Here is a 19967-nt window from a genome sequence, read left to right as displayed (position 1 = left end):
GGTTCCGGCCGCTTTTGCATCCTCCCGGCAGCACACGGCGGCTCCGCCCGTCCCCCTTCTTGCCTGAGGCTGTTCGATGACCAAGCTCGCGCTGCACCCCGATCGGCTGTTCCCCGCCGATCCCAGCACCCGCGCGATCGCGCGGCGACTGTACGAACGGATCGCCGGCTTGCCGATCCTCTCGCCTCATGGCCACACCGATCCCGCCTGGTTCGACCGCAACGAGCTGTTCGGCAACCCGGCGAGCCTGCTGATCATCCCGGATCATTATGTCTTCCGCATGCTCTACAGCCAGGGCGTGCCGCTGGAGGAACTGGGCGTCCCGCGCGTCGACGGCGGCTCGACTGAGGCCGATCCGCGCGCGATCTGGCGCCGCTTCGCGAGCCACTATCACCTGTTCCGCGGCACGCCTTCGCGCATGTGGCTCGACTGGGTCTTTGTCGAGATCTTCGGGCTCGACGAAGTGCTGTCGGCGGCCAATGCGGACACCTATTACGACGCCATTGAGGCCGCGCTGAAGCAAGAGGCGTTCCGTCCCCGCGCGCTGTTCGAGCGCTTCAACATCGAGGCGATCGCCACCACCGAGGGCCCGCTCGACCCTCTCGACCACCATCGCGCGATCCGCGCGAGCGGGTGGCAGGGCAAGGTCATCACCACCTACCGCCCCGACCCCGCCCTCGATCCCGAGTTCGAGGGCTTCCAGCAAAACGTCGAGCGACTGGGTGAGCTGGCGCGCGAGGACGTGTCGAGCTGGAAGGGCTATCTGCGCGCGCACGAGAACCGCCGCGCCTATTTCCGCGAAGTCGGCGGCGCGACCGCAACCGACCACGGCCACCCCAGCGCCGCCACCGCCGATCTCTCGGAAGCGGAGGCCGAGCGCCTCTACGCCCGCGTCCGCTCCGGCAGCTGCACCGCTGCCGAAGCCGAGTTGTTCCGCGCTCAGATGCTCACCGAAATGGCACGGATGAGCATCGAGGACGGCATGACGCTCCAGATCCACCCCGGCGTCCACCGCAACCACAATGCGACCGTCATGGCGCAGTTCGGCCGCGACAAGGGCGCCGACATTCCGATGGCGACGGACTTCGTCGGCGCGCTTCATCCCTTGCTCAGCCGCTATGGTTCTGACCCGCGCCTCAACATCATCCTCTTCACCCTCGACGAGGACAGCTATGCGCGGGAGCTCGCGCCGCTCGCCGGCCATTATCCGTCCCTGCGGCTCGGCCCGCCCTGGTGGTTCAACGACAGTCCGGAGGGCATGCGTCGCTTCCGCGAGCGGGTGACCGAGACCGCCGGCTTCTACAACACGGTCGGCTTCAACGACGACACCCGCGCCTTCCTGTCGATCCCGGCGCGCCACGATGTCGCGCGCCGGATGGACTGCGCCTTTCTCGCCCGCCTCGTCGCCGAGCATCGGCTGCCCGAGGACGAGGCGCACGAGGTGGCGCAGGCGCTGACCTACGAGCTCGTCAAGCAGGCCTACAAGCTGTGAGCGCACGCCTTTCGAACGCGACCCTGACCACGCTGCCGCCCGAAGTCGCCCGCCCCGCCTATGACCGCGCCGCGGTCAAGGCAGGCGTCGTCCACCTCGGCATCGGCGCCTTCCATCGCGCGCACCAGGCCGCGGTGTTCGACGCCGCGCTCACCGCCGGCGACCTGCGCTGGGGCATCGTCGGCGTGTCGCTGCGCTCCACCGGCGTGCGCGACCAGCTGGTACCCCAAGACGGGCTCTACACGCTCCTCGAACGTGAGGGCGACGCCCGCCGGTTGCAGCTGATCGGGGCGGTGCAAACCGTGCTGGTGGCGCCTGAGGATCCCGCGGCAGTCGTCGCCGCGCTCGCCAGCCCCGACACCCATCTGGTTACGCTGACGATCACTGAAAAGGGCTACAAACTCGATCCCGCCACAGGCGCGTTGATCGAGGCGGATACGGATGTCGCTGCCGACCTCGCCAGCCTCGACGCTCCGCGAACCGCGCCCGGCTTTCTGGTCGCGGCGCTCGCCCGGCGCCGCGCAGCCGGCATCGCGCCCTTTACCGCGATCAGCTGCGACAATCTGCCGCACAACGGCACGCGGCTGCGACAAGCGGTGCTGCGCATGGCCGCCGCGCACGACGCCGATCTCGCCGCCTGGATCGAGGCGGAGGGCGCCTTCCCGCAGACCATGGTGGACCGCATCGTCCCCGCGACCACCGATGCCGACGTCGCCGAGCTCGCGCAGACCCTCGGCGTCGAAGATCGGGCAATGGTGAAGACGGAACCCTTCACCCAGTGGGTAATCGAAGACCGCTTCGCCGGGCCACGCCCCGACTTCGCCGCGCTCGGCGTCCAGCTGACCGATGATGTGGCGCCCTGGGAAGAGGCCAAGCTGCGGCTGCTCAACGGCGCGCATTCGGGTATCGCCTATCTCGGGGGCCTCGCCGGCATCGACTTCGTGCACGAGGTGGTGGCGCTGCCCGAGGGACGTCGGTTCGTCGAACGCTTGTGGGACGAAGCGGAATCGACGCTGTCGCCGCCGGCCGGCCTCGACGTCGCAGCCTATCGCACCCGGCTGATGGCGCGCTTCGCCAACGCGGCACTCCAGCACCGTACCCGGCAGATCGCGATGGACGGATCGCAGAAGCTGCCGCAGCGGCTCCTCGCGAGCATCGCAGCATGTCGCGCGACGGATACCCGCTGCCCCGCCCTGAAGCTCGCGGTCGCCGGCTGGATGCGCTGGCAGGAGGGCATCGACGATCAGGGCGAAGGCTTCACCGTTGACGATCCGCTCGCTGCGCGCACCGCTGCAGCGCTGGAAGGCACCGGCACCGCCGAGGAGAAGGTGACCGCGCTGCTTGCGCTCGACGCCGTTTTCCCGCCCGCACTCGCCGAGGACGCGGACCTTGCGCGGCTTCTCGCCGCCTGGCTCCACCGCCTCGAGACGGAGGGTGCCCGCGCAACACTTGCCCGGCTCTGACCGGATCAGCGGATCGCGGAGAAGCGGTTTGCGCGGGCGCGTAGCTCAGCCGCCTCGGCTCTGGCGCGTTCCAGCGCGTCATGCTGGGTCGCCTCGAGCAGGTGTTCGATCACGCGACCCAGGTGGCGGCGCATGGCGTGGCGTGCCGCATCCGGATCGCCGGCGGCGATCGCATCGAGGATTGTCCGGTGGTCCTCGATGCGCGGCTTTACCCCTGCTCGCCGCGCGCGGTCCAGCACGGCCACGCAGAGCGGCGAGCGATGCCGCACGTCCCACAGCGTCTCCACCGTCAGGACCATCGCATCGTTCGCCGTGGCCCGCGCGATCTGGCGGTGGAACTCGCGGTCTGCGAACTCGTCCGGGCTGTCGATCCTATTCTCGGCGATCATCCGGTCCAGGGTCTCGCGCAGGGCCGCCACGTCTGCGTCGCTGCGGGTAAGTGCGGCCAGGGCGGCGCACTCGCCCTCCACCAGCCGGCGCGCTTCGATCAGTTCGAAAGCCCCGATGTCCAGATCTGATGGCTGGAGCAGCCCGGGCGCGCCGGCCGTCACATAGACGCCCGATCCCCGCCGCGCCTCCACCAGCCCCAGGATCTCCATGCCGATCACCGCCTCGCGCACCGTCAGGCGACTGACGCTGAAACGATCGACCAGTTCCCGCTCGGTCGGAAGCCGGTCGCCCGCAGCGAAGCGGCCACTGGCGATATCCGCCTGGAGCGCATCGATGATCGCCTGGTAGAGCTTGCGTCCGGCGGGTCGGGTCATGCTGGATTCCTGCACCTGTCCAGCCTAGGCGGCACGACCGCCGCTGTCACCCGCCGGCTCAGACGGTCACGCCTTGTTTCCAGAGCGCAATCTCCCGCTCCCCGTTGCGCTCGGCGCGGGTCTCTGCCCCGGACGCTGTCGCGACCACCAGGTCGAGCAGCCGTTCGGTCACCGCTTCCGGCGCCTCCCCTTCCAGCAGCGGCCCCGCGTCGAAGTCGATCCATCCGGGCTTACGCTCGGCAAGCCCGGTATTGGACGCGATCTTGAGCGTAGGCGCTGGAAACCCCATCGGCGTGCCGCGCCCGGTGGTGAACAGGATCACGGTAGCGCCCGCCGCCGTAAGGGCGGTGGAGGATACTGCATCGTTGCCTGGCGCTTCCAAGAGCACCAGGCCCTTCTGGCGCACGCGTTCGCCGTAGCGCAGCACGTCGACCACCGGCGCGCGACCCGCCTTCTGAACCGCGCCCAGAGACTTCTCGTCCAAGGTCGTGATGCCGCCCGCCTTGTTGCCGGGCGAGGGATTTTCATAGACGGGCTGACCGTGCGCTATGAAATAGCCCTTGAAGTCCTCGACCAACTGGCAAATCTCGCCGAACACCGCCTCGTTCTGGGCGCGCGCCATCAGGATGCGTTCGGCCCCGAAGATTTCGGGGATTTCGGTCAGCACCGGGGTCCCGCCCGCGTTCGCCACCGCATCCGCAACGCGCCCGACCAGCGGGTTGGCCGAGACGCCGGAAAAGCCGTCCGAGCCGCCGCACTTCAGCCCCAGCACCAATTCCGACAGCGGCACCGGTTCGCGCCGGTCCTGCTCGGCCAGCGCAACCAGTTCCTCGATCATCGAAAGGCCGGTCTCATATTCGTCGCTGACCATCTGCGTGGTGAAGGCACGCAGTCGGTTGCGATCGATGCCCGGCGCCGATGCCAGCAGGGCGTCCATCTGGTTGTTTTCGCATCCCAGGCCGATCAGCAGCACGCCGCCGGCATTTGGGTGCTGCGCCAGGCTCGCCAGCATTGTCCGGGTATGGTCGAGGTCGTCGCCGAGTTGCGAGCAGCCGTAGGGGTGCGGAAAGGCATGGACACCTTCTACCCGGCCCGCGAAGCGCCGCGCCGCGAGCTCGGCCAGGCGCCGCGCGGTCGCGCCCACACATCCGACGGTGCACAGGATCCAGATCTCGTTGCGCGTACCCACCGCCCCATTTGCACGGCGGTAGCCATCGAAGGTGCGTCGGGCGACAGGCTCAGCCTGCACGGAAGGGGCAGGCGCATAGGCATAATGCTGCGCCTCCTCCAGAAGCGTGCGGACATTGTGCGTGTGGACGTGTGCGCCGGCCGGGATGTCCACCGTCGCGCGCCCGATCGGCCAGCCGAACTTCACGACCTCGGCACCCGCCGCGATCGGCCGCACCGCCAGCTTATGGCCCTTCGCCACCGGCTCGCACAGCGTCAGCGTCGTGCCGCCGAGGCTCACCGCTTCCCCGGCGGGCAGATCCCGCAGGGCAGTGGCAACATCGTCGCGGGGATCGACCTGAAGCGCGGAGTGGGTGGTCTGCATCGGAAGCGTTCGCCTGCTGAAGAGATTACTCAGATAACTTCTTGCCTCTCTGCCGGCAAGGCACGGGATGCTGCGCATCTACTTGTCTGATGTCCGGCCTCGTACTAGCGTTCAAGTCATCCCTAGCCGTCGTTCCGGCGGTCCTGTTCTCCAGAGGTTTGACGCCCATGATGATGACCCAGACCATGCGCTGGTTCGGTCCCGCGGACCCGGTCGCACTGGCGGACATCCGTCAGGCCGGCGCCACCGAGGTCGTCACGGCACTGCATGAGGTGCCGAACGGCGCCGTCTGGTCGCAGGAGGCGATCGCGGCCCGCAAGGCGCAGATCCAGGAGGCGGGACTCGGCTGGACGGTGGTCGAGAGTCTGCCGGTGCATGAAGGAATCAAGACCCGCACCGCGGCCTGGGACCAGCTCATCGACGCCTATCGCCAGAGCCTGCGCAATCTCGCCGCCTGCGGTATCACCGTCGTCACCTACAACTTCATGCCGCTGCTGGACTGGACGCGGACGGACCTTGCCTGGCCGCTGCCGAGCGGCGCCCGCGCGCTGCGCTTCGATCCGATCATGGTAGCCGCCTATGACCTGCACATCCTGCGCCGTCCGGGTGCCAGGGCAGACTATGATCCTGCGGTTTGCGATGCCGCAGATCGCGCTCTGCACGCGATGGATGAGGCTGCACGGTTCCGCCTGGAGCGCACCATCATCGCCGGCCTGCCGGGCAGCGAGGAGCATTTCACCTCGTCGGAGTTCCTCCGCTGCATCGAGACCTATGCCCACGTCGGCGCCAGCCAGCTGCGCGCCAACCACGTTTCCTTCCTGGAGGCGGTCTGCCCGGAAGCGGACGCACTCGGCATCCGCCTCGTCGTTCATCCCGATGACCCCCCGTTCCCCATCTTTGGCCTGCCGCGCGTCGTGAGCACGGAGGCCGACGTCTCCGACCTGTTCGCACGCGTGCCCAACGCTTCCAACGGACTATGCTTCTGCACCGGATCGTTCGGCGTGCGCGCCGACAATGATCTTCCCGGCATGGTCGAGCGGCTGGGTGAGCGCATCGGCTTTCTGCACCTGCGGTCCGTACAGCGCGAGCCGGACGGCGCCTTCCACGAAGCCGAGCATCTGGAGGGGGACGCGGACATGCCCGCGGTCGTTGCTGCCGTATACGCGCTGCAGCAGCGGGAAGGCCGTTCGATCCCGATGCGCCCCGATCATGGCCACCAGATGTTGGACGACCTCAACAAGCACACGAACCCGGGCTATTCGCTGTTGGGACGGATGCGGGGGCTGGCCGAGCTTCGCGGTCTCGAACGCGGGATCGCGCAGGCTGCACGCACCTTCGCCTGAAGGAACTCCCGGGAGGGAATATCGGCGATCTCGCAAGCGACCTTGTCGACGCAGGGCCCGAGATCGGTGATCTGACCCGCCCAATGCGGAAGGTGAGCCCAGCCTCCCCTGCCCTGAGCCGTATCCGGTGAATACTGATCGAGAAGATTGCCGCCGCTTCAGAAAGCGGAGGATTGCAGGCAGTTCGAGATGCGCTCGACGATCGGCGCATATCGCTCCGAGAGACTCTGGGGATAGCGGAAGCGGAAGGCGATCAGCCGGTCACCCGAGCGGATCGCCTTGGTGTACAGGATCTGGTCGACCCGTGTGCCGGACACCACGAACCAGGTGTCGCCGTTGGTCAGGTCTCTTCCGCCTGCGACCAGGGCGATGTGCGTCAGCCTCTCCTTCTCCATCCGGATCGGCTCGGCCAATGTCGCGCGCGTGTAGTGCGTGCCGGCTGCGATCAGTTGCGCACTGTCCTTGGACTCCAGAACGATGGCATGGCCCTGCGGCGACTCCCGGCGGTCGGGAAACAAGGCTTCCGGGTAGCAGATCGAAAAGGCGAACCGGGCGTTTCGCCAGGTCACCCAGCGATCGTCCGCTGCCGCTGTCGCATTCGTCGACGAGGAACAGGATAGCGCGGCGGCCAACAGCACCGCCGCATAAGCGATTGCGTTCACCAGTCGTAGTCCTGCATTCGACTCCCCTGCATGAAAGGTCGTCCCCGGCTTCCTCCTAGGTAGAAAATAGGCTGGCGACCGAACAAGAACTCCGCAACTCGCCAGGTCGGCGTCGACGCCTGTTGGCACCTTTCCGACAGATATCCTAGCATGCCGCATGACCGTCCAGCAGCGACTTCACCGTACAGCAGGCTTCCGTTCGCAGCTGCCGGAAGCGGCAGGCCCCTGTTCGGGATATTCCTGGCATATTTGCTTACGGTCAGTGGCGCGGTTCGGGCGCAGGATGCGGCTGCGGACCCGCAGGAACGACGGGAGCACCCATCCGCGCCCTCTCCCGGCGCTGTAGCGACGGTGAACCCGTCCTGCGAAAAGGCCGATGCCGAAGCCTGCACCGGGCTCGGATTTCAGCACCTCGAAGGGGACGGCATCACCAAGGACGAGGCGCGCGCGGCGTGGCTCTTCGCGCAGGGCTGCGAGTTCGGCAGCATGCGCGGATGCACGATGGCCGGCTATGTCCATGCCGAGGGGCAAGGCGTCGGTGTCGCCCCTGACGTGGCGGCATCCTTCTATGCACGGGCCTGCGACGGCGGGGAGACCACCGCCTGTTCCAATCTCGGGCTTGCCTATGTCGTAGGCCTCGGCGTCCCGAAGGATCCGGCGCGCGCCAATGCCCTGTTCGGACAGGCCTGCGACCAAGGGGCGGTTGCGGGCTGTGCAAACCTGGGCGCATCCTATTCACTCGGCCGCGGGGTGAAGCGCGACCAGCGCCGTGCAGCAGGGCTGTTCCAGCGGGCTTGCGAGGCAGGCGACACCCATGCCTGCTACAATCTGGGCGTCCTGCACCGCGACGGACTGGGGATGCGGAAGGACTTTAAGCAAGCGATCATGCTGTTCGAGCGGGCGTGTGCGGCGGACGACGCGAGCGCCTGCGGCAACCTCGGCTTCATGGTGGATGATGGCCGGGGCACGGACCGCGACCGGGATCGGGCACTTGCCCTGTTCGACAAGGCCTGCGGCCTCGGTCATCCCGAAAGCTGCTTCACGCTCGGCCGAGCCTACCAGACCGGCAACGGCCGCCCGCGCGATGACGCTCGCGCCGTCGCGCTACTGGAGCGGACGCTCGCCCTTGATCCAGCAACGCCCTCCGCCGCGGAAGCGAGCAAGGCGCTACGCCTCGCGCGCGAGCCCGTCGCCGCCGAACCAAAGCCGTGATGGCGCTTCCGATAGATCGCCACGACGTCGGAGGGGCGGCTAGCCGTCGCCAATCACCTTCCGCAGGCGCCTGGATTGCTGATCAGGAACTGTGAGAGTCGCAGAAAGCTCCTCCCAAGCCTATGCGCGGCGCCAGAGCATCAGACTTTCACGTCCGTCCAGACACCGTAGAACATCAGCCCGGCACCAAGGCACCAGAGCACCGTAGCGCAACGCTTCAACAGCCTGCGATGGCGGATCAGGAAGCTGATCGGGAATCGTTCCAAATTCTGGGCGTTGTGTGCTTCATGAAAGGCAATGATCGTGTCGACCATGCCGTGAAATACCAGATTTCCGGCGCTCAGAATTCCCGCGATGACGGCGGCGAACACCAGCTGGAACAAGCGGGTGCCAAACCACTCCGGTGGATCGAGGCCGGTGAGCCACATGGCGACGATGATCGTCGACGTGATGAGCCAGACCGCGGCAATCGCACCCCCTGCCCACTTCAAGGTCCGAGCTAGTCCGAGGCGCGGTGTCACTGCGATCAACAGCCACGCAGTGCCGGCAACAGACAGCATCCAACCGAAGACATTCACCAACTGCATGCGGCCTCGAGCTAATCGTCGATCTGTGGAACCCGGCCCGCTCCCACCCGGTGTACTCGGTTTCCCAAACACGTGTGGCGAATGCAGATTGCACCGGGACGTACACCGTTCCCTGCCCTCTTAGCGAGTAGGGCTAAAGCTGCCGTGCGCTGCGCATTTTTTCCGTGTCCGCAACGTCCTCGGCGAATTAGCGAAGATCATCACGCGACGGCCGATCAACACGACCGCGCGGTGCAGGCAAACGGCATGAGCGCCGTTGACGCAACGGAAACGGCGGCCTTAGAACCGATCATGACGGTATAAGGGGGGCAGCATGGGTAATGAGCCGACACGCGCGGACGTGGCGTTTTTGGCGTCGCGCCGGGCAAGGACGCTGCTGCTTTCCACGGCCGTCGCCAGCCTTGCCGCGGGGCTGCTCGCTCCCGGCGTCGCCCAAGCAGCAGACGAGTGCGGGGCGGCTCAGCAGGGCGTCGTTACCTGCACCCCCGCCGGCAATCCTTTTGTCAACGGTATCGAATATGCGACGCCCGCCGTCGACCCGAGCCAAGACCCAGGTCTCGACCTGGGGGTCCCGGTCTACGATCTGACGATCAACCTCGACCGGGGTGTCGCCATCCAGCGCGCCGACGGCGCGGGCGTCGCGCTGATCGGCTTCAACGAAGGTGGCGTGACGCTCAACTCCGCACCAGACACCAGCATTGCCGTTACCGGCACCGGCTCGATCGGCATCCTTGCCAGCACGAACGCTGGTGACATCACCATCAACACGCAGAGCCTGACCGCCAGCGGCCGGGCGAGCGGCGGCATCAACGCCAACGCGAGCAGCGGCGATATCACCATCAACGCCGGCAGCGTTGCGGTGACCGGGAACGGCACGCTCGGCATCAGCGCGAATTCCTATGCCGGCGACGTCACGATCAACGCCGGGACGGTGGACGCGACCGGCTATTACACGGGCGGCATCAACGCCTATGTGGGCAGCGGCACTCTCAGCGTCGCCGTGGACCGCGTCACCACCAGCGGCGGCAGCTTCTACAACTACGGCTCGAACGCCATCGACCTGACAGCCGTGGGCGGCACCATCACGGTCGATGCCGGCGACGTCTCGACTGGCGCGGATTATTCCAACGGCGTGCAGGCCGTGTCGTTCGGCACCCATGGCGCGGTGGACGTCACCGTCGATAGTGTTGCTACCAGCGGCTACGCCTCGTTCGGTGCCCAGATCCAGGGTGCGACCGCGGCGCTAAATGCCGGCGCCATCGCCACCACCGGCGACTATGGTTATGGCGCGATCCTGTTCGGCACCGGCGCAGGCGGCGCTACGCTGAACGCGGATACGATTACCACCACGGGCGACAATGCCACCGGCGCCATTGTGCGAGGCTATGCTGACGGCGCCGCAAACGTGTCGGTCGGCACGGTCGTCACCACCGGTGCCGACGCAACCGGCATTTCCGCGGCAGCGCTCGGCTCCGGCGACGTGACCCTGAACGTAGACACAGTCACCGTCACGGGCGTGCGCTCGAACGCGGTGATCGCGACGAGCTACCAGGGCAATGTCGCGGTCAATGTCGAGAACGCCTCGACGATCGGCGACGAAACCTTTGCAGTCGCCGCCCTCTCGCGCGCTGGCGGCGACGTGTCGGTCATCTCGAACAGCTCGATCGTGACGACCGGCGACTATTCCCCTGGCGTCTACGCTGTCGCCGGACCAGGCGGGAATGCCAGCGTCACGGTCAACAACGTCAGCACCGACGGTTTCCTCTCCCGTGCGGTGGATGCGAGGGGCGACTCGGTTGACGTGACGATCAACGGCAGCGTCCGCACCAACGACTTCGGCTCGCCCGCCATCTACGCCGCCGCCGCCAACGGTGTCGCGACGGTGACGAACAACGGCGCGATCGAGACGGCGGTCGGTGGCGGAAACGGCATCGTCGCCCTGGGCTCAGACGGCGTCACGATCAGCGGCACCGGCACGATCGTCACCAACGGTCCGTCGGCTACCGGCATCTACGCCAGCAGCCTGAACGGCGCGACCACCGTCACCGCCACATCGGTCGTCACGGCGGGCACCTATTCGCGGGGGGTGATCGCACAGGGTACGGGCGACGTGACGCTCGACCTGGGAGATGTCATCACAGGCGGCGCGATTGGCACGGCGATCGAAGCGGCGACATTTCAGAACGGGTCCGGTCCGCTTGATGCCGATCTCATCGTCGCGGTCGATGCCGTCACCGTGAACGGCGATTTCTCGCACGGCATCAACGTGTTCTCGAGCAACAACGGCGTCCTGAACATCGATGCGGGCACGGTCACCGTCAACGGCGCCACCGGCATCGGCATTCTGTCGCAGAGCTACACCGCCGACACCACGATCAACGTCGGTTCCGTCGTCACGACCGGATCGGGCGATGCCTACAGCAGCCCCACGGCCATTCGTGCGACCAGCGACACGGGCAACATCGGCATCACCTCTTCGAATCTCGTGGCGACCGAGGGACTGGGCGGGACCGGCGTCTTCGCTGCGACCGCCGGCGACGTGACGATCGACGTCAACGACGTGTCCACCCGGGGAGACAACGCCCCCGCGATCGTCGGGGCCGGCGGCAACACGGCCGTGACGATCCACGGCGACGTCTCGACTGCGGGCGCGAACGCGCCTGGCGTCTATGCGGTCGGCCAGACCGGCACATCGACCGCCACCAACAACGGCACCGTCACCACGACGGGCGCGGGCAGTGGCGGCATCCTCGCATTGGCCTCTGGCGACGTGACCGTGTCCGGCACAGGTGCGGTGCAGTCCAGCGGCACGGGCGTCGACCTCTACAGCTACGCCGGGAACATCGTTGCAGGTCAGGCAGCGATCGTCACCACCGGCGATGGCGCCGACGGCATCCGCGCCGAGACGGCGAACGCGGCGGGCACGGCCGGCAACATCACGATCGACACCGGCACCATCACGACCAGCGGCAATGCGGCCGATGGCATTGATGCGGCAGCCCCGGGCGGCGGCGCGATCGCCATCACCCACGGCGCGATCGCCACCAGCGGCGACGAGTCGTTCGGCGTCGTGGCGGTCGGTCTGGATACCGTGACGGTCAGCGGCGGGTCGGTGACCACCACTGGCTACAACGCCGCGGGCGTCTATGCCGTCAGCATCCTGGGCGATGCCTCCGTCGCCAACACCGGCACCATTTCCACGACCGGCGAGTACGCGCCCGGCGCGGTCGCGGCTTCCTATTTCGGCAATGCTGCGATCGACGTGAACGCGATTTCCACCACGGGCTACTCGTCCGACGGCGCGTTCGCGGTCGCCTTCTACGGTGATGCGGCTGCAAGCGTGAATACGGTCAGCACGGCCGGAGACAATTCGATCGGCGTGCGCGTGCAGGCGTACAATGACGCGATCGCCACCGTGGCTGGATCGGCGACGACCAGCGGTGCCTACGCCGACGCCGTCAATGTCCTCACCCAATACGGCACGGCCGCTGTCATCAACAATGGCACGATCCTGACCAGCGGAGTGGAAGCGAACGGCATCGACGCGAGCAGCGGCAATGGCGGCATCGTCATCAGTGGGACCGGCTCGGTCACTACGCGCGGCGACTTCTCCACCGCAATCGCCGCACGCACCACCTCTGGACCGGTATCGATCAGCACGGGCACCGTCGCGACGTCCGGCGCCGGCGCCGGCGGCATCAATGCCTACGGTGGGGGCGGCGTGACGATCGACGCCGACGCCGTGACCACCACGGGACGCGAGGCGTTCGGCATTGCGGCCGGTGGCAGCTACTCGGTGACCGTCACCGCCGACCAGGTGCGTACCAGCGGCGATCGCGCGAACGGCATCGACGCGGCCAGCTTCGGCGGCGACGTGATCGTCGATGTCGGCTCAGTCCGCAGTTCAGGTGCGGACAGCATCGCCATCCGTGCGTTCGGCTTCGGGGGCGGTACCGACGTGCGCGCGACCGGAGCGGTCGTGTCCAATACCGGGGTCGCCGTCCGGATGCGCGCGGGCGGGGTCGGCGGCGGCGGCAATATCGGTCTGGGCGATCCCGCACTCGACGGCATCGCTCGGCTGGTGATCGCTTCGGGCGGCTCCGTCGTCGGGGGCACCGACGCGGTGTGGATCGACGCGGTGCGCGGCGCCGTCATCGACAACGCGGGTACGATCAGCGGCGGCAGCGGCTATGCGCTGCGCGTAAGCGGCGCGCCGGCAACGATCACTAACAGCGGAGCCATCAATGGCCGGTTGCTACTCACCGACGGCAACGATACGCTGACCAACAGCGGCCGTTGGACGCTGTCCGGCGTCAGCGACTTCGGCGCCGGCACCGACACATTGACCAGCAGCGGCTTGATCCGGCTCGCCACCGCCCGCGCTGCGCAGGTGGCGTCGGTCACCGGGCTCGAAACATTCGCAAACAGCGGTCTGCTTGACCTGCGCAACGACATCGTCGGCGATCGGCTGACTTTCGCGAACACGGCCTACACCGGCAGCGGCGACGCCATGCTGGGGCTGGACGTTGCGTTCGGCACCGGCACGGCAGCCGCGGACCAGATCATCCTGGGGAGTGCCGCCGGCACGACGACGATCTCGCTCAACGCCATGGGCACCCCTACCCTGTTTGCGCCGGTCACGCTGGTCGACGTCGCTGCCGCGTCCAGCCCCGACGCTTTCACGCTGCCGGGAGGGTCAACCGAGATCGGATTGATCGCGCTTGGCGTCGCCTATGCTCCGGAAGCGACCGCCTATCAGCTGGTCAGCGCCCCCGGCAGCGCCGTCTATCGCCAGGCCCAGCTGGGTGAGGCGCTGACAACGCTTTGGAACCGGTCAGCCGACGCGGTCAGCGCGCGCTTCTCGTCTAGCCGCGACGCCGCCTGGGCCGGCGAGACCGCGACCGGCTCGGGCAGGCTTTGGCTGCAGTCGCTCGGCGAGATGAACACGCGCAAGGATCGCCGCGACCTGAACTACGCAGGCGTGTCGCAGCCGGACGTCAACCTCGGCTACCGCCAGGATGCGTTCGGCACCCAGGTCGGGTTCGATCTGGTCGACGGCTCGTCCCAGGGCGGGGCGATCGCCGGCCTGACGGCAGGCTATCTAAACTCGACCACGCGCTTCCTGGCCGGCGGCAGCGACCGCTTCGAGGTGGATGCGTTCAACATCGGCCTCTATGCGGGATTCCACGGTGGTCCGTTCTTCGTCAACGGCCTAGCGAAGTACGACTTCTACAAGGTCGACCGGCGAAGCTACCTCGCCGGGCTGGACCGCAACGACGATGCCCATGCGTGGGGAGGCAAGGTCGAGGCCGGCGTGCTGCTCGGCTCGGCGCGCTTCTTCGCCGAACCGCTGGTCAGCCTCGCCTACAGCCGGACCTCGCTTGACGACTTCCAGGTCGGGCCCAACGCGTTCGACTATGATCGCTTCGACGGGCTGCGCGGCAAGGCGGGGCTGCGCCTGGGCGGCCATACCGACGTCGCCGGTTCCACCGTCGCCTTCTATGCCGCCGGCGCGGCCGTGAAGGAGTTCGAAGGCCGCAACGGGCTGCGCTTCGCCAGCGGAGGCCAGACCGTCGAGCTCCGCAGCGAGCGCCTGAACAGCTTCGGCCAGGGCACGCTGGGCATGAACGTGACCATGGCGGGCGGCGTCAGCGGCTTCCTCGAGGGTCATGGCGAGTTCGGCAAGGAGTATCGCGGCGGCGGCGGCCGCGTCGGGCTGCGCGTCCGCTTCTGACCCGCATCCCCCGGCGCCTGCCGAACCCGCGCTGTCGGCAGGCGCTACGGCTCAACAGAAGGCACTTGATGACGGAGCAAGCGACTGACGGCACCGCGGCCACGTCGACGCCGCGGGGCGATGCGGCGCGGGCCTCGTCGCCGGCGGGCACGCAGCTCACCGTGTCGCGCGGACTGGCGGAGTGGCTGCGGCGCCATCGTGCCAGCTTTGCCTTCACCTCCTACCAAACGGCCAGCTGTTCCTGGTCGGGCTGCTCGCCAACGGCACATTTTCGTTCAACCAGCAGAATTTCGCGCGGGCGATGGGGCTCTGCTACCAGCCCGGACGGCTTTACCTGGGCGCGCTCTCGCAGTTCTAGCGGCTAGAGAACATGCTCCGCCCCGGCGAGCGCGCCAACGGCAAGTTCGACATGCCGCTGGTGCCGCGCAACGCCCAGACCGTCGGCGACGTTGACATCCATGAGGTCGGCACTGGTGCCGAAGGCCGGGTGATCTTCGTCAACACCAAGCGCGACGATTTTCTGGTCCGACACACCAAACCTCCCGTCTAGGACGGACCAACCTTTGTTGGTTCAATCGGTGCCATCTGTTGCGCATTTGAAGGGAGATTGCCCAAGGGATCACACTCGAGGGTAGCGGATGCGTTCAGTCATCTCCTGCCAACAAATTGTGGACGGTTGAAGGGATGCGCGCCACAAACCCCGTACCAGCTACGCGGGTTTTTGGGGAGAGACGACATGTACCGGCTCATGGGGCTGCTCGGTTTGCTCGTGACTGCACAGGCTGCACCGAACCCGCACTTGCCCAAGCCGAGCTTCGACACCACCGCACCCGTGCTGCCGGCAACAATCGACCGGGCTGTTCTGATCGTGTCCAAAACCAATGGCTGGCGACACTTCGAGCACATTCCGCATTCCAACGCTGTGCTGATGAAAATAGCGCAGGAACTCGGCCGACCGGCCTTCGCGACCGAAAACGGCGCAGTTTTCAACGACGATCAGCTCGAGCGGTTTTCCGTCATTGTACTGAACAGCGCCAGCGGCGAGTTCCTGACGGCAGCTCAACGTGCTGCGTTCAAGCGCTTCATCGATCGTGGTGGCGGTGTCGTAGCTCTACATGCCGCGGGCGATGATAGTCATGTCTCACCCTGGTACGTCGATACGATCATTGGCACCACCTTCATCGGGCATCCTGGCGCCGCCGACCATATTCAGGCCGCGAAGCTGGTCGTCGATCATCCGGAACATCCGGTGATGACTGGCGTGGCCCTTCCATGGTCTCCCAAGGACGAATGGTATTCCTTTTCAAGGGATCCGGCGACGAAAGGGATGACTGTCCTCGCCCGGCTGGACGAAACGACCTACCGCCCAGGCTCCAAGCTCGCGATGGGATCGCATCCGATCATCTGGACTAATCCGAATACTCGGGGCCGGGTAATCTATTCGGCCTTGGGCCATACCCCTGAGAGCTATGACGACCCAAATCATCGACGCATTCTCAGGAACGCGATCCGCTGGGCAGCACGTTAAGACGTAGTTTTTGCGGACCCCGTATCCGTCCGTAAACATACCCCCAGCCAAGCGTTCCGAACGTCACTGCCTGTGGCCGACCTCCCCAGCTGCCTGATTGCCACTCGGAGATCGTGCTATCTGCGCCGGAGGGGCCGTCAGCGCCCTCCTCGGCTCGTCGCGACCGATTGGCAGAGATATCTCCTGACCCCTCGTAGAGTCGTTCACCTTGCTGTGTCGGCTCCCAGTCCTGTCAGGAACATCGCGACGTTGCTCCCCAGTTCGGACGTGGCGTAGCCGCCCTCCATGATGGTCACCGTGGCCACGTTCAGCGAGGCGACACGCTGGCCCAAACGGCGGAAGTCCTCTCGCTCAAGCGCAAAGTGCGATATCGGGTCTCCACCAAAAGTATCCGCTCCAAACGACAGGACCAGCAGGCGCGTGCCGTGTGCCTCGATCGCCTCGAAGGCTTGATCGAGCGCGGGAGCATAGGCCGCCCAGTCGGTTCCGCGCGGAAGTGGCAGGTTCAGCGTGGTGCCCAGGCCTGCACCGGCCCCGCGCTCGTCGGCATGCCCCCAGTAGAAGGGATAATCGGTCGAAGGATCGGCATGGATCGACACGAACAACATGTCCGGATCCTCGTAGAAAATGTCCTGCGTGCCGTTGCCGTGGTGATAGTCGACGTCGAGGATCGCGACCGGCCCCAGCCCCTGCCGCCGCGCCTCTGCCGCCACGATCGCGGCGTTGTTCAGGAAGCAGTAGCCACCGAGGTAATCGCGGCCTGCATGATGGCCGGGCGGGCGGCAGAGCGCGAAGGCTGCGCTGGACGGGTTTCGTACGACCTCGTCGAGGGCAGTCAGGGCCGTCTGCGCCGACCAATAGGCCGCGGTCCAGCTGTGCGCCGTAATCGGCGTCGCGGCATCATAGCTGTAGCGTCCCAGTCGTGCGTCGATCCGCATCAGATCCAGATCGCGCCGCCGGACGACCGGCCAGGTATAGGCGAATGCATCGCCCTCCCGCCCCGTCGCGACCCAGTCGCGATGCGCGACCTGCAGAAATTCGAGGTACGCCGCATCGTGCACCGCCGCGATCGGCGCCATGCCGCCGTCGCGCGCCGGAATGGCAGGGCCGATGGCGGCCAGGATCGTCTCGGCACGGTCCGGGCTTTCGTGATAGGCGGTCCACCCGCCATTGTGCAGTTCGCGAAGCGGCGCGTGCGCCAGCTGGCGGGGATCAAAGACGCGGATCATGCAAACCGTCCTTCAACGCAGCCCTGCGCGAACGCATAGAAGCGGGCCATCTTGCGGTTCTGGTCGTCGCGCCCACCGCTGCCCTGATGGCCGGCGGTCATGTCGGTCAGCAGCATCGCCGGGCTCGCAGAGGTGGACTGTGCCCGCACCTCCGCCACCAGCTTGGCCGGTTCCCAATAGCCCACGCGGTCGTCCTTCAAACCGGCGGTGGTGAGAAGCGGGGGATACGGCGCCCGCTTCACATTCTCATAGGGGGATATGGTCGCCATGTAATCGTAATCCTCGGCGCTCGAGAGGGGGTCGCCCCAGTCGGGGCGGAACAGCGGAACCAGCGGATGGTCGGCATCGCTCATCGTGTTGAGCATGTCGACGAACGGCACCGATCCGATCACGCCCGCCCACAACTCGGGTGCGGCATTCATCGAGGCACCCACCAGCAGCCCGCCGGCCGACAGACCATAGGATACCAGCTTGTCGCGCGCGGCATTGCCGGTCGCGACCAGGTGGCGCGCGCAGGCGACGAAATCGCCGAAGCTGTTGTGCTTGCGATGCAGCCGCCCGTCGAGGAACCAGCGGCGCCCCTTTTCCGATCCGCCGCGGACATGGGCGATCGCATAGGTCCAACCCCGCTCCACGAGCACTGTCGGGGCGATGTCGAAGACCGCCTCGCTCGATACGCCATAGGCGCCATAGCCATAGAGGAGCAGCGGTGCGCTGCCATCGGCCCTTGCCCCCTTGCGCGTCAGGAGGGTGATCGGCACCTGCTCCCCATCATCGGCAGGCGCAAACAGGCGCCGCACTTCGAACCGGGCGGGGTCGAAGCCTGCAATCCGCTGCCTCGCGACCACGGTTATGCGCCCGCTCGCCAGGTCCACGTCGAGCCAGGTCGGCGGCTCGGCCGGCGTCTCGATCATCGCGCGGCAGGTAGCCGCCCCGTGGTCCTGTCCGGCAGGTACGGTGAGCGCATAGGCCTCGCCCGCGATCGCGACCTCCCTCTCGCCTCCCGACGGGGCGGTCAGCACCAGCCGCGGCAGCACGTCCCGGCGCTCCACCCGCGCAAGGGAGTTCCGGAAAGACACCATCTGCAGGATCTGAATGCCGGGGCGATGCGGCACCAGATCGCCGTGCTCGGCGAACCCGGTGCGATCCACCCGTGCGATGCGGCCGTCCGGAGCCTCCGCATCGTCAATCAACGCGACGAGGCCGCCGTTCCACTCCTCGATCGCGTAGCGCCGGCCCTTGGCGCGCGGCCATACCAGCGACGGCGCAGCTTCCTCGGCCGTGGCGGGGATCAGCCGCACCTCGCTGGTATCCGGCCCCGACAGGTTTATTGCGACAAAGCCGTCCGCGGCCGTCCGCTCGATCTGCAGGAAGATCGCGGGGTCGGCCTCCTCATAGACCAGCACCCGCGCTCCGCCGGTCACAGGGATGCGATAGACCCGGGTCGGCCGATTGCGCGCGTCGCGCCAGATCCAGAACAGGTATCGGGACGATGGCGAGAAGACTACGCCGCCATAGCCATAGGCGTCGGTATCGACGACGACGCGAACCTCGCCGGTGGTGATCTCTCGCACGCAGATGCGGTGCCGGTCGTTGCCGCCGATATCCTCGGCCCAGGCATAGAAGCGGCCGTCGGGACTGACCTGCTGGCCGGTGGTGCGGTAATAGGCGTGCCCCTTGGCGCGCGCAGCCTCGTCCAGCAGCGTCTCGTCGGCGGATCCGCCGATGCGGCGGCGGGAATAGACCGGGTGCGATCCGTCCGGATATGCCGTGGCATAGACCCAGCCGTCGCGGGTCAGACCGGGCTCCGCCGCGCCGAGGGGCGTCCGTGTCTGCATCGCGTCGAAGAACGCCCGTTCCTCCGTCGCGACCCGGGCCAGCACGGCTTTCGCATAAGCGTTCTCCGCCACCAGATGCTCGCGGATCGGTGCAGGAAGCGTCTCCAGGCTGCGCTGGCCCTCCGGCGGCACATATTTCAGCCAGGCGTAGGAATCCGTTCGCGACCGGCCCACCTGCGATCGCACCAGAGGCACTCGCGGCGTGACCGGGGGCCTCGGCAGGCGGAATTCGGCGGCGCGTGCCGGCAGCCCGGTGACGCCCAGCAGCGCGGCCGCACCGGCCTGGGTCAGGAAGCGGCGGCGGGCGGTATCGAAGCTGGTGCGCGGCGTCATCGTGATAGGCAGCCCCGAAAGGTTTGCGGTCGAGGAAACCTAGGATGGCATCGTCCCAGCAGGCAATCGCGAGACGGCGTCGGCGACCGCTTTGGCCCGATTGCGACAACCATCGGCCCTGGTAGCGCGGTCACGACGCTCGAAAGCACGTCAAAAAACCGTAACCTTGACACCTATCGCAAAAGGCAGGGGGCGGTATGCGCAACAATATTTCATTCGGTGGACGAGCC

General features: G+C 67.0%; 14 protein-coding genes. 8 read left to right on the top strand and 6 right to left on the bottom strand.

Annotated features, from left to right (window positions below):
* The first annotated feature begins 76 nt into the window (after positions 1-76).
* Together uxaC and EO081_RS16175 are read left to right on the top strand one after the other, a co-directional pair.
* Entirely contained in the window at positions 77-1492 is a 1416-nt protein-coding gene (gene uxaC, locus EO081_RS16180) for a glucuronate isomerase (RefSeq protein WP_129343459.1), read from the top strand.
* Positions 1489-2955: a mannitol dehydrogenase family protein gene (locus tag EO081_RS16175; protein ID WP_129343457.1), complete on the top strand. Its 1467-nt coding sequence runs from the start codon at positions 1489-1491 to the stop codon at positions 2953-2955. Before uxaC ends, EO081_RS16175 begins: the two co-directional genes overlap by 4 nt.
* A 5-nt stretch (positions 2956-2960) precedes the next feature.
* On the opposite strand, the gene EO081_RS16170 is transcribed toward EO081_RS16175, so the two are convergent.
* Positions 2961-3719, bottom strand: a complete 759-nt coding sequence (locus EO081_RS16170; RefSeq protein ID WP_129343456.1) for a FadR/GntR family transcriptional regulator — start codon at positions 3717-3719, stop codon at positions 2961-2963.
* Positions 3720-3777: 58 nt separating this feature from the next.
* The gene (locus tag EO081_RS16165; RefSeq protein ID WP_129343454.1) at positions 3778-5271 is read right to left on the bottom strand and encodes a UxaA family hydrolase; all 1494 of its coding nucleotides are present in this window, start codon (positions 5269-5271) and stop codon (positions 3778-3780) included.
* Between the two features lie 167 nt (positions 5272-5438).
* Here EO081_RS16165 and uxuA point away from each other — a divergent pair, with 167 nt between their 5' ends.
* Entirely contained in the window at positions 5439-6614 is a 1176-nt protein-coding gene (gene uxuA, locus EO081_RS16160; protein WP_129343453.1) for a mannonate dehydratase, read from the top strand.
* 158 nt (positions 6615-6772) lie between these two features.
* On the opposite strand, the gene EO081_RS16155 is transcribed toward uxuA, so the two are convergent.
* Positions 6773-7276, bottom strand: coding sequence for a hypothetical protein (locus EO081_RS16155; RefSeq protein WP_129343451.1), 504 nt, complete (start codon positions 7274-7276; stop codon positions 6773-6775).
* Between the two features lie 351 nt (positions 7277-7627).
* Here EO081_RS16155 and EO081_RS16150 point away from each other — a divergent pair, with 351 nt between their 5' ends.
* The gene (locus tag EO081_RS16150; RefSeq protein WP_165284664.1) at positions 7628-8488 is read left to right on the top strand and encodes an SEL1-like repeat protein; all 861 of its coding nucleotides are present in this window, start codon (positions 7628-7630) and stop codon (positions 8486-8488) included.
* Positions 8489-8628: 140 nt separating this feature from the next.
* On the opposite strand, the gene EO081_RS16145 is transcribed toward EO081_RS16150, so the two are convergent.
* Complete coding sequence (locus EO081_RS16145; protein WP_129343449.1) at positions 8629-9075, bottom strand: hypothetical protein; 447 nt, start codon at positions 9073-9075, stop codon at positions 8629-8631.
* A 313-nt stretch (positions 9076-9388) separates the two neighbouring features.
* Here EO081_RS16145 and EO081_RS16935 point away from each other — a divergent pair, with 313 nt between their 5' ends.
* The 4 genes from EO081_RS16935 to EO081_RS16125 all read left to right on the top strand — a co-directional run bounded on the left by EO081_RS16935 (position 9389) and on the right by EO081_RS16125 (position 16337).
* Positions 9389-14809, top strand: a complete 5421-nt coding sequence (locus EO081_RS16935) for a hypothetical protein (protein WP_165284663.1) — start codon at positions 9389-9391, stop codon at positions 14807-14809.
* A 181-nt stretch (positions 14810-14990) separates the two neighbouring features.
* The gene (locus tag EO081_RS17145) at positions 14991-15167 is read left to right on the top strand and encodes a TIGR03032 family protein (protein ID WP_240697740.1); all 177 of its coding nucleotides are present in this window, start codon (positions 14991-14993) and stop codon (positions 15165-15167) included.
* 12 nt (positions 15168-15179) lie between these two features.
* On the top strand, positions 15180-15359 hold the full coding sequence (locus tag EO081_RS17140) for a TIGR03032 family protein (protein WP_240697739.1): 180 nt from the start codon (positions 15180-15182) through the stop codon (positions 15357-15359).
* 186 nt (positions 15360-15545) lie between these two features.
* Entirely contained in the window at positions 15546-16337 is a 792-nt protein-coding gene (locus EO081_RS16125; RefSeq protein ID WP_129343447.1) for a ThuA domain-containing protein, read from the top strand.
* 203 nt (positions 16338-16540) lie between these two features.
* Here the strand turns inward: EO081_RS16125 and EO081_RS16120 are convergent, their stop codons facing one another.
* Both EO081_RS16120 and EO081_RS16115 read right to left on the bottom strand, forming a co-directional pair.
* A complete protein-coding gene (locus EO081_RS16120; protein ID WP_129343445.1) occupies positions 16541-17566 on the bottom strand; it encodes a histone deacetylase family protein in 1026 nt (341 codons plus the stop codon).
* Positions 17563-19737 carry a S9 family peptidase gene (locus EO081_RS16115; protein ID WP_129343444.1) on the bottom strand — a complete coding sequence of 725 codons (2175 nt, stop codon included), beginning with the start codon at positions 19735-19737 and terminating at the stop codon, positions 17563-17565. Before EO081_RS16115 ends, EO081_RS16120 begins: the two co-directional genes overlap by 4 nt.
* Positions 19738-19967: the final 230 nt, after the last annotated feature.

Source organism: Sphingomonas desiccabilis (genome assembly GCF_004135605.1).
Classification (GTDB): Bacteria; Pseudomonadota; Alphaproteobacteria; order Sphingomonadales; family Sphingomonadaceae; genus Sphingomonas; species Sphingomonas desiccabilis.
Note: the sequence above shows the minus strand (reverse complement) of the source record. Positions and strands in the feature narration are given on the sequence as shown.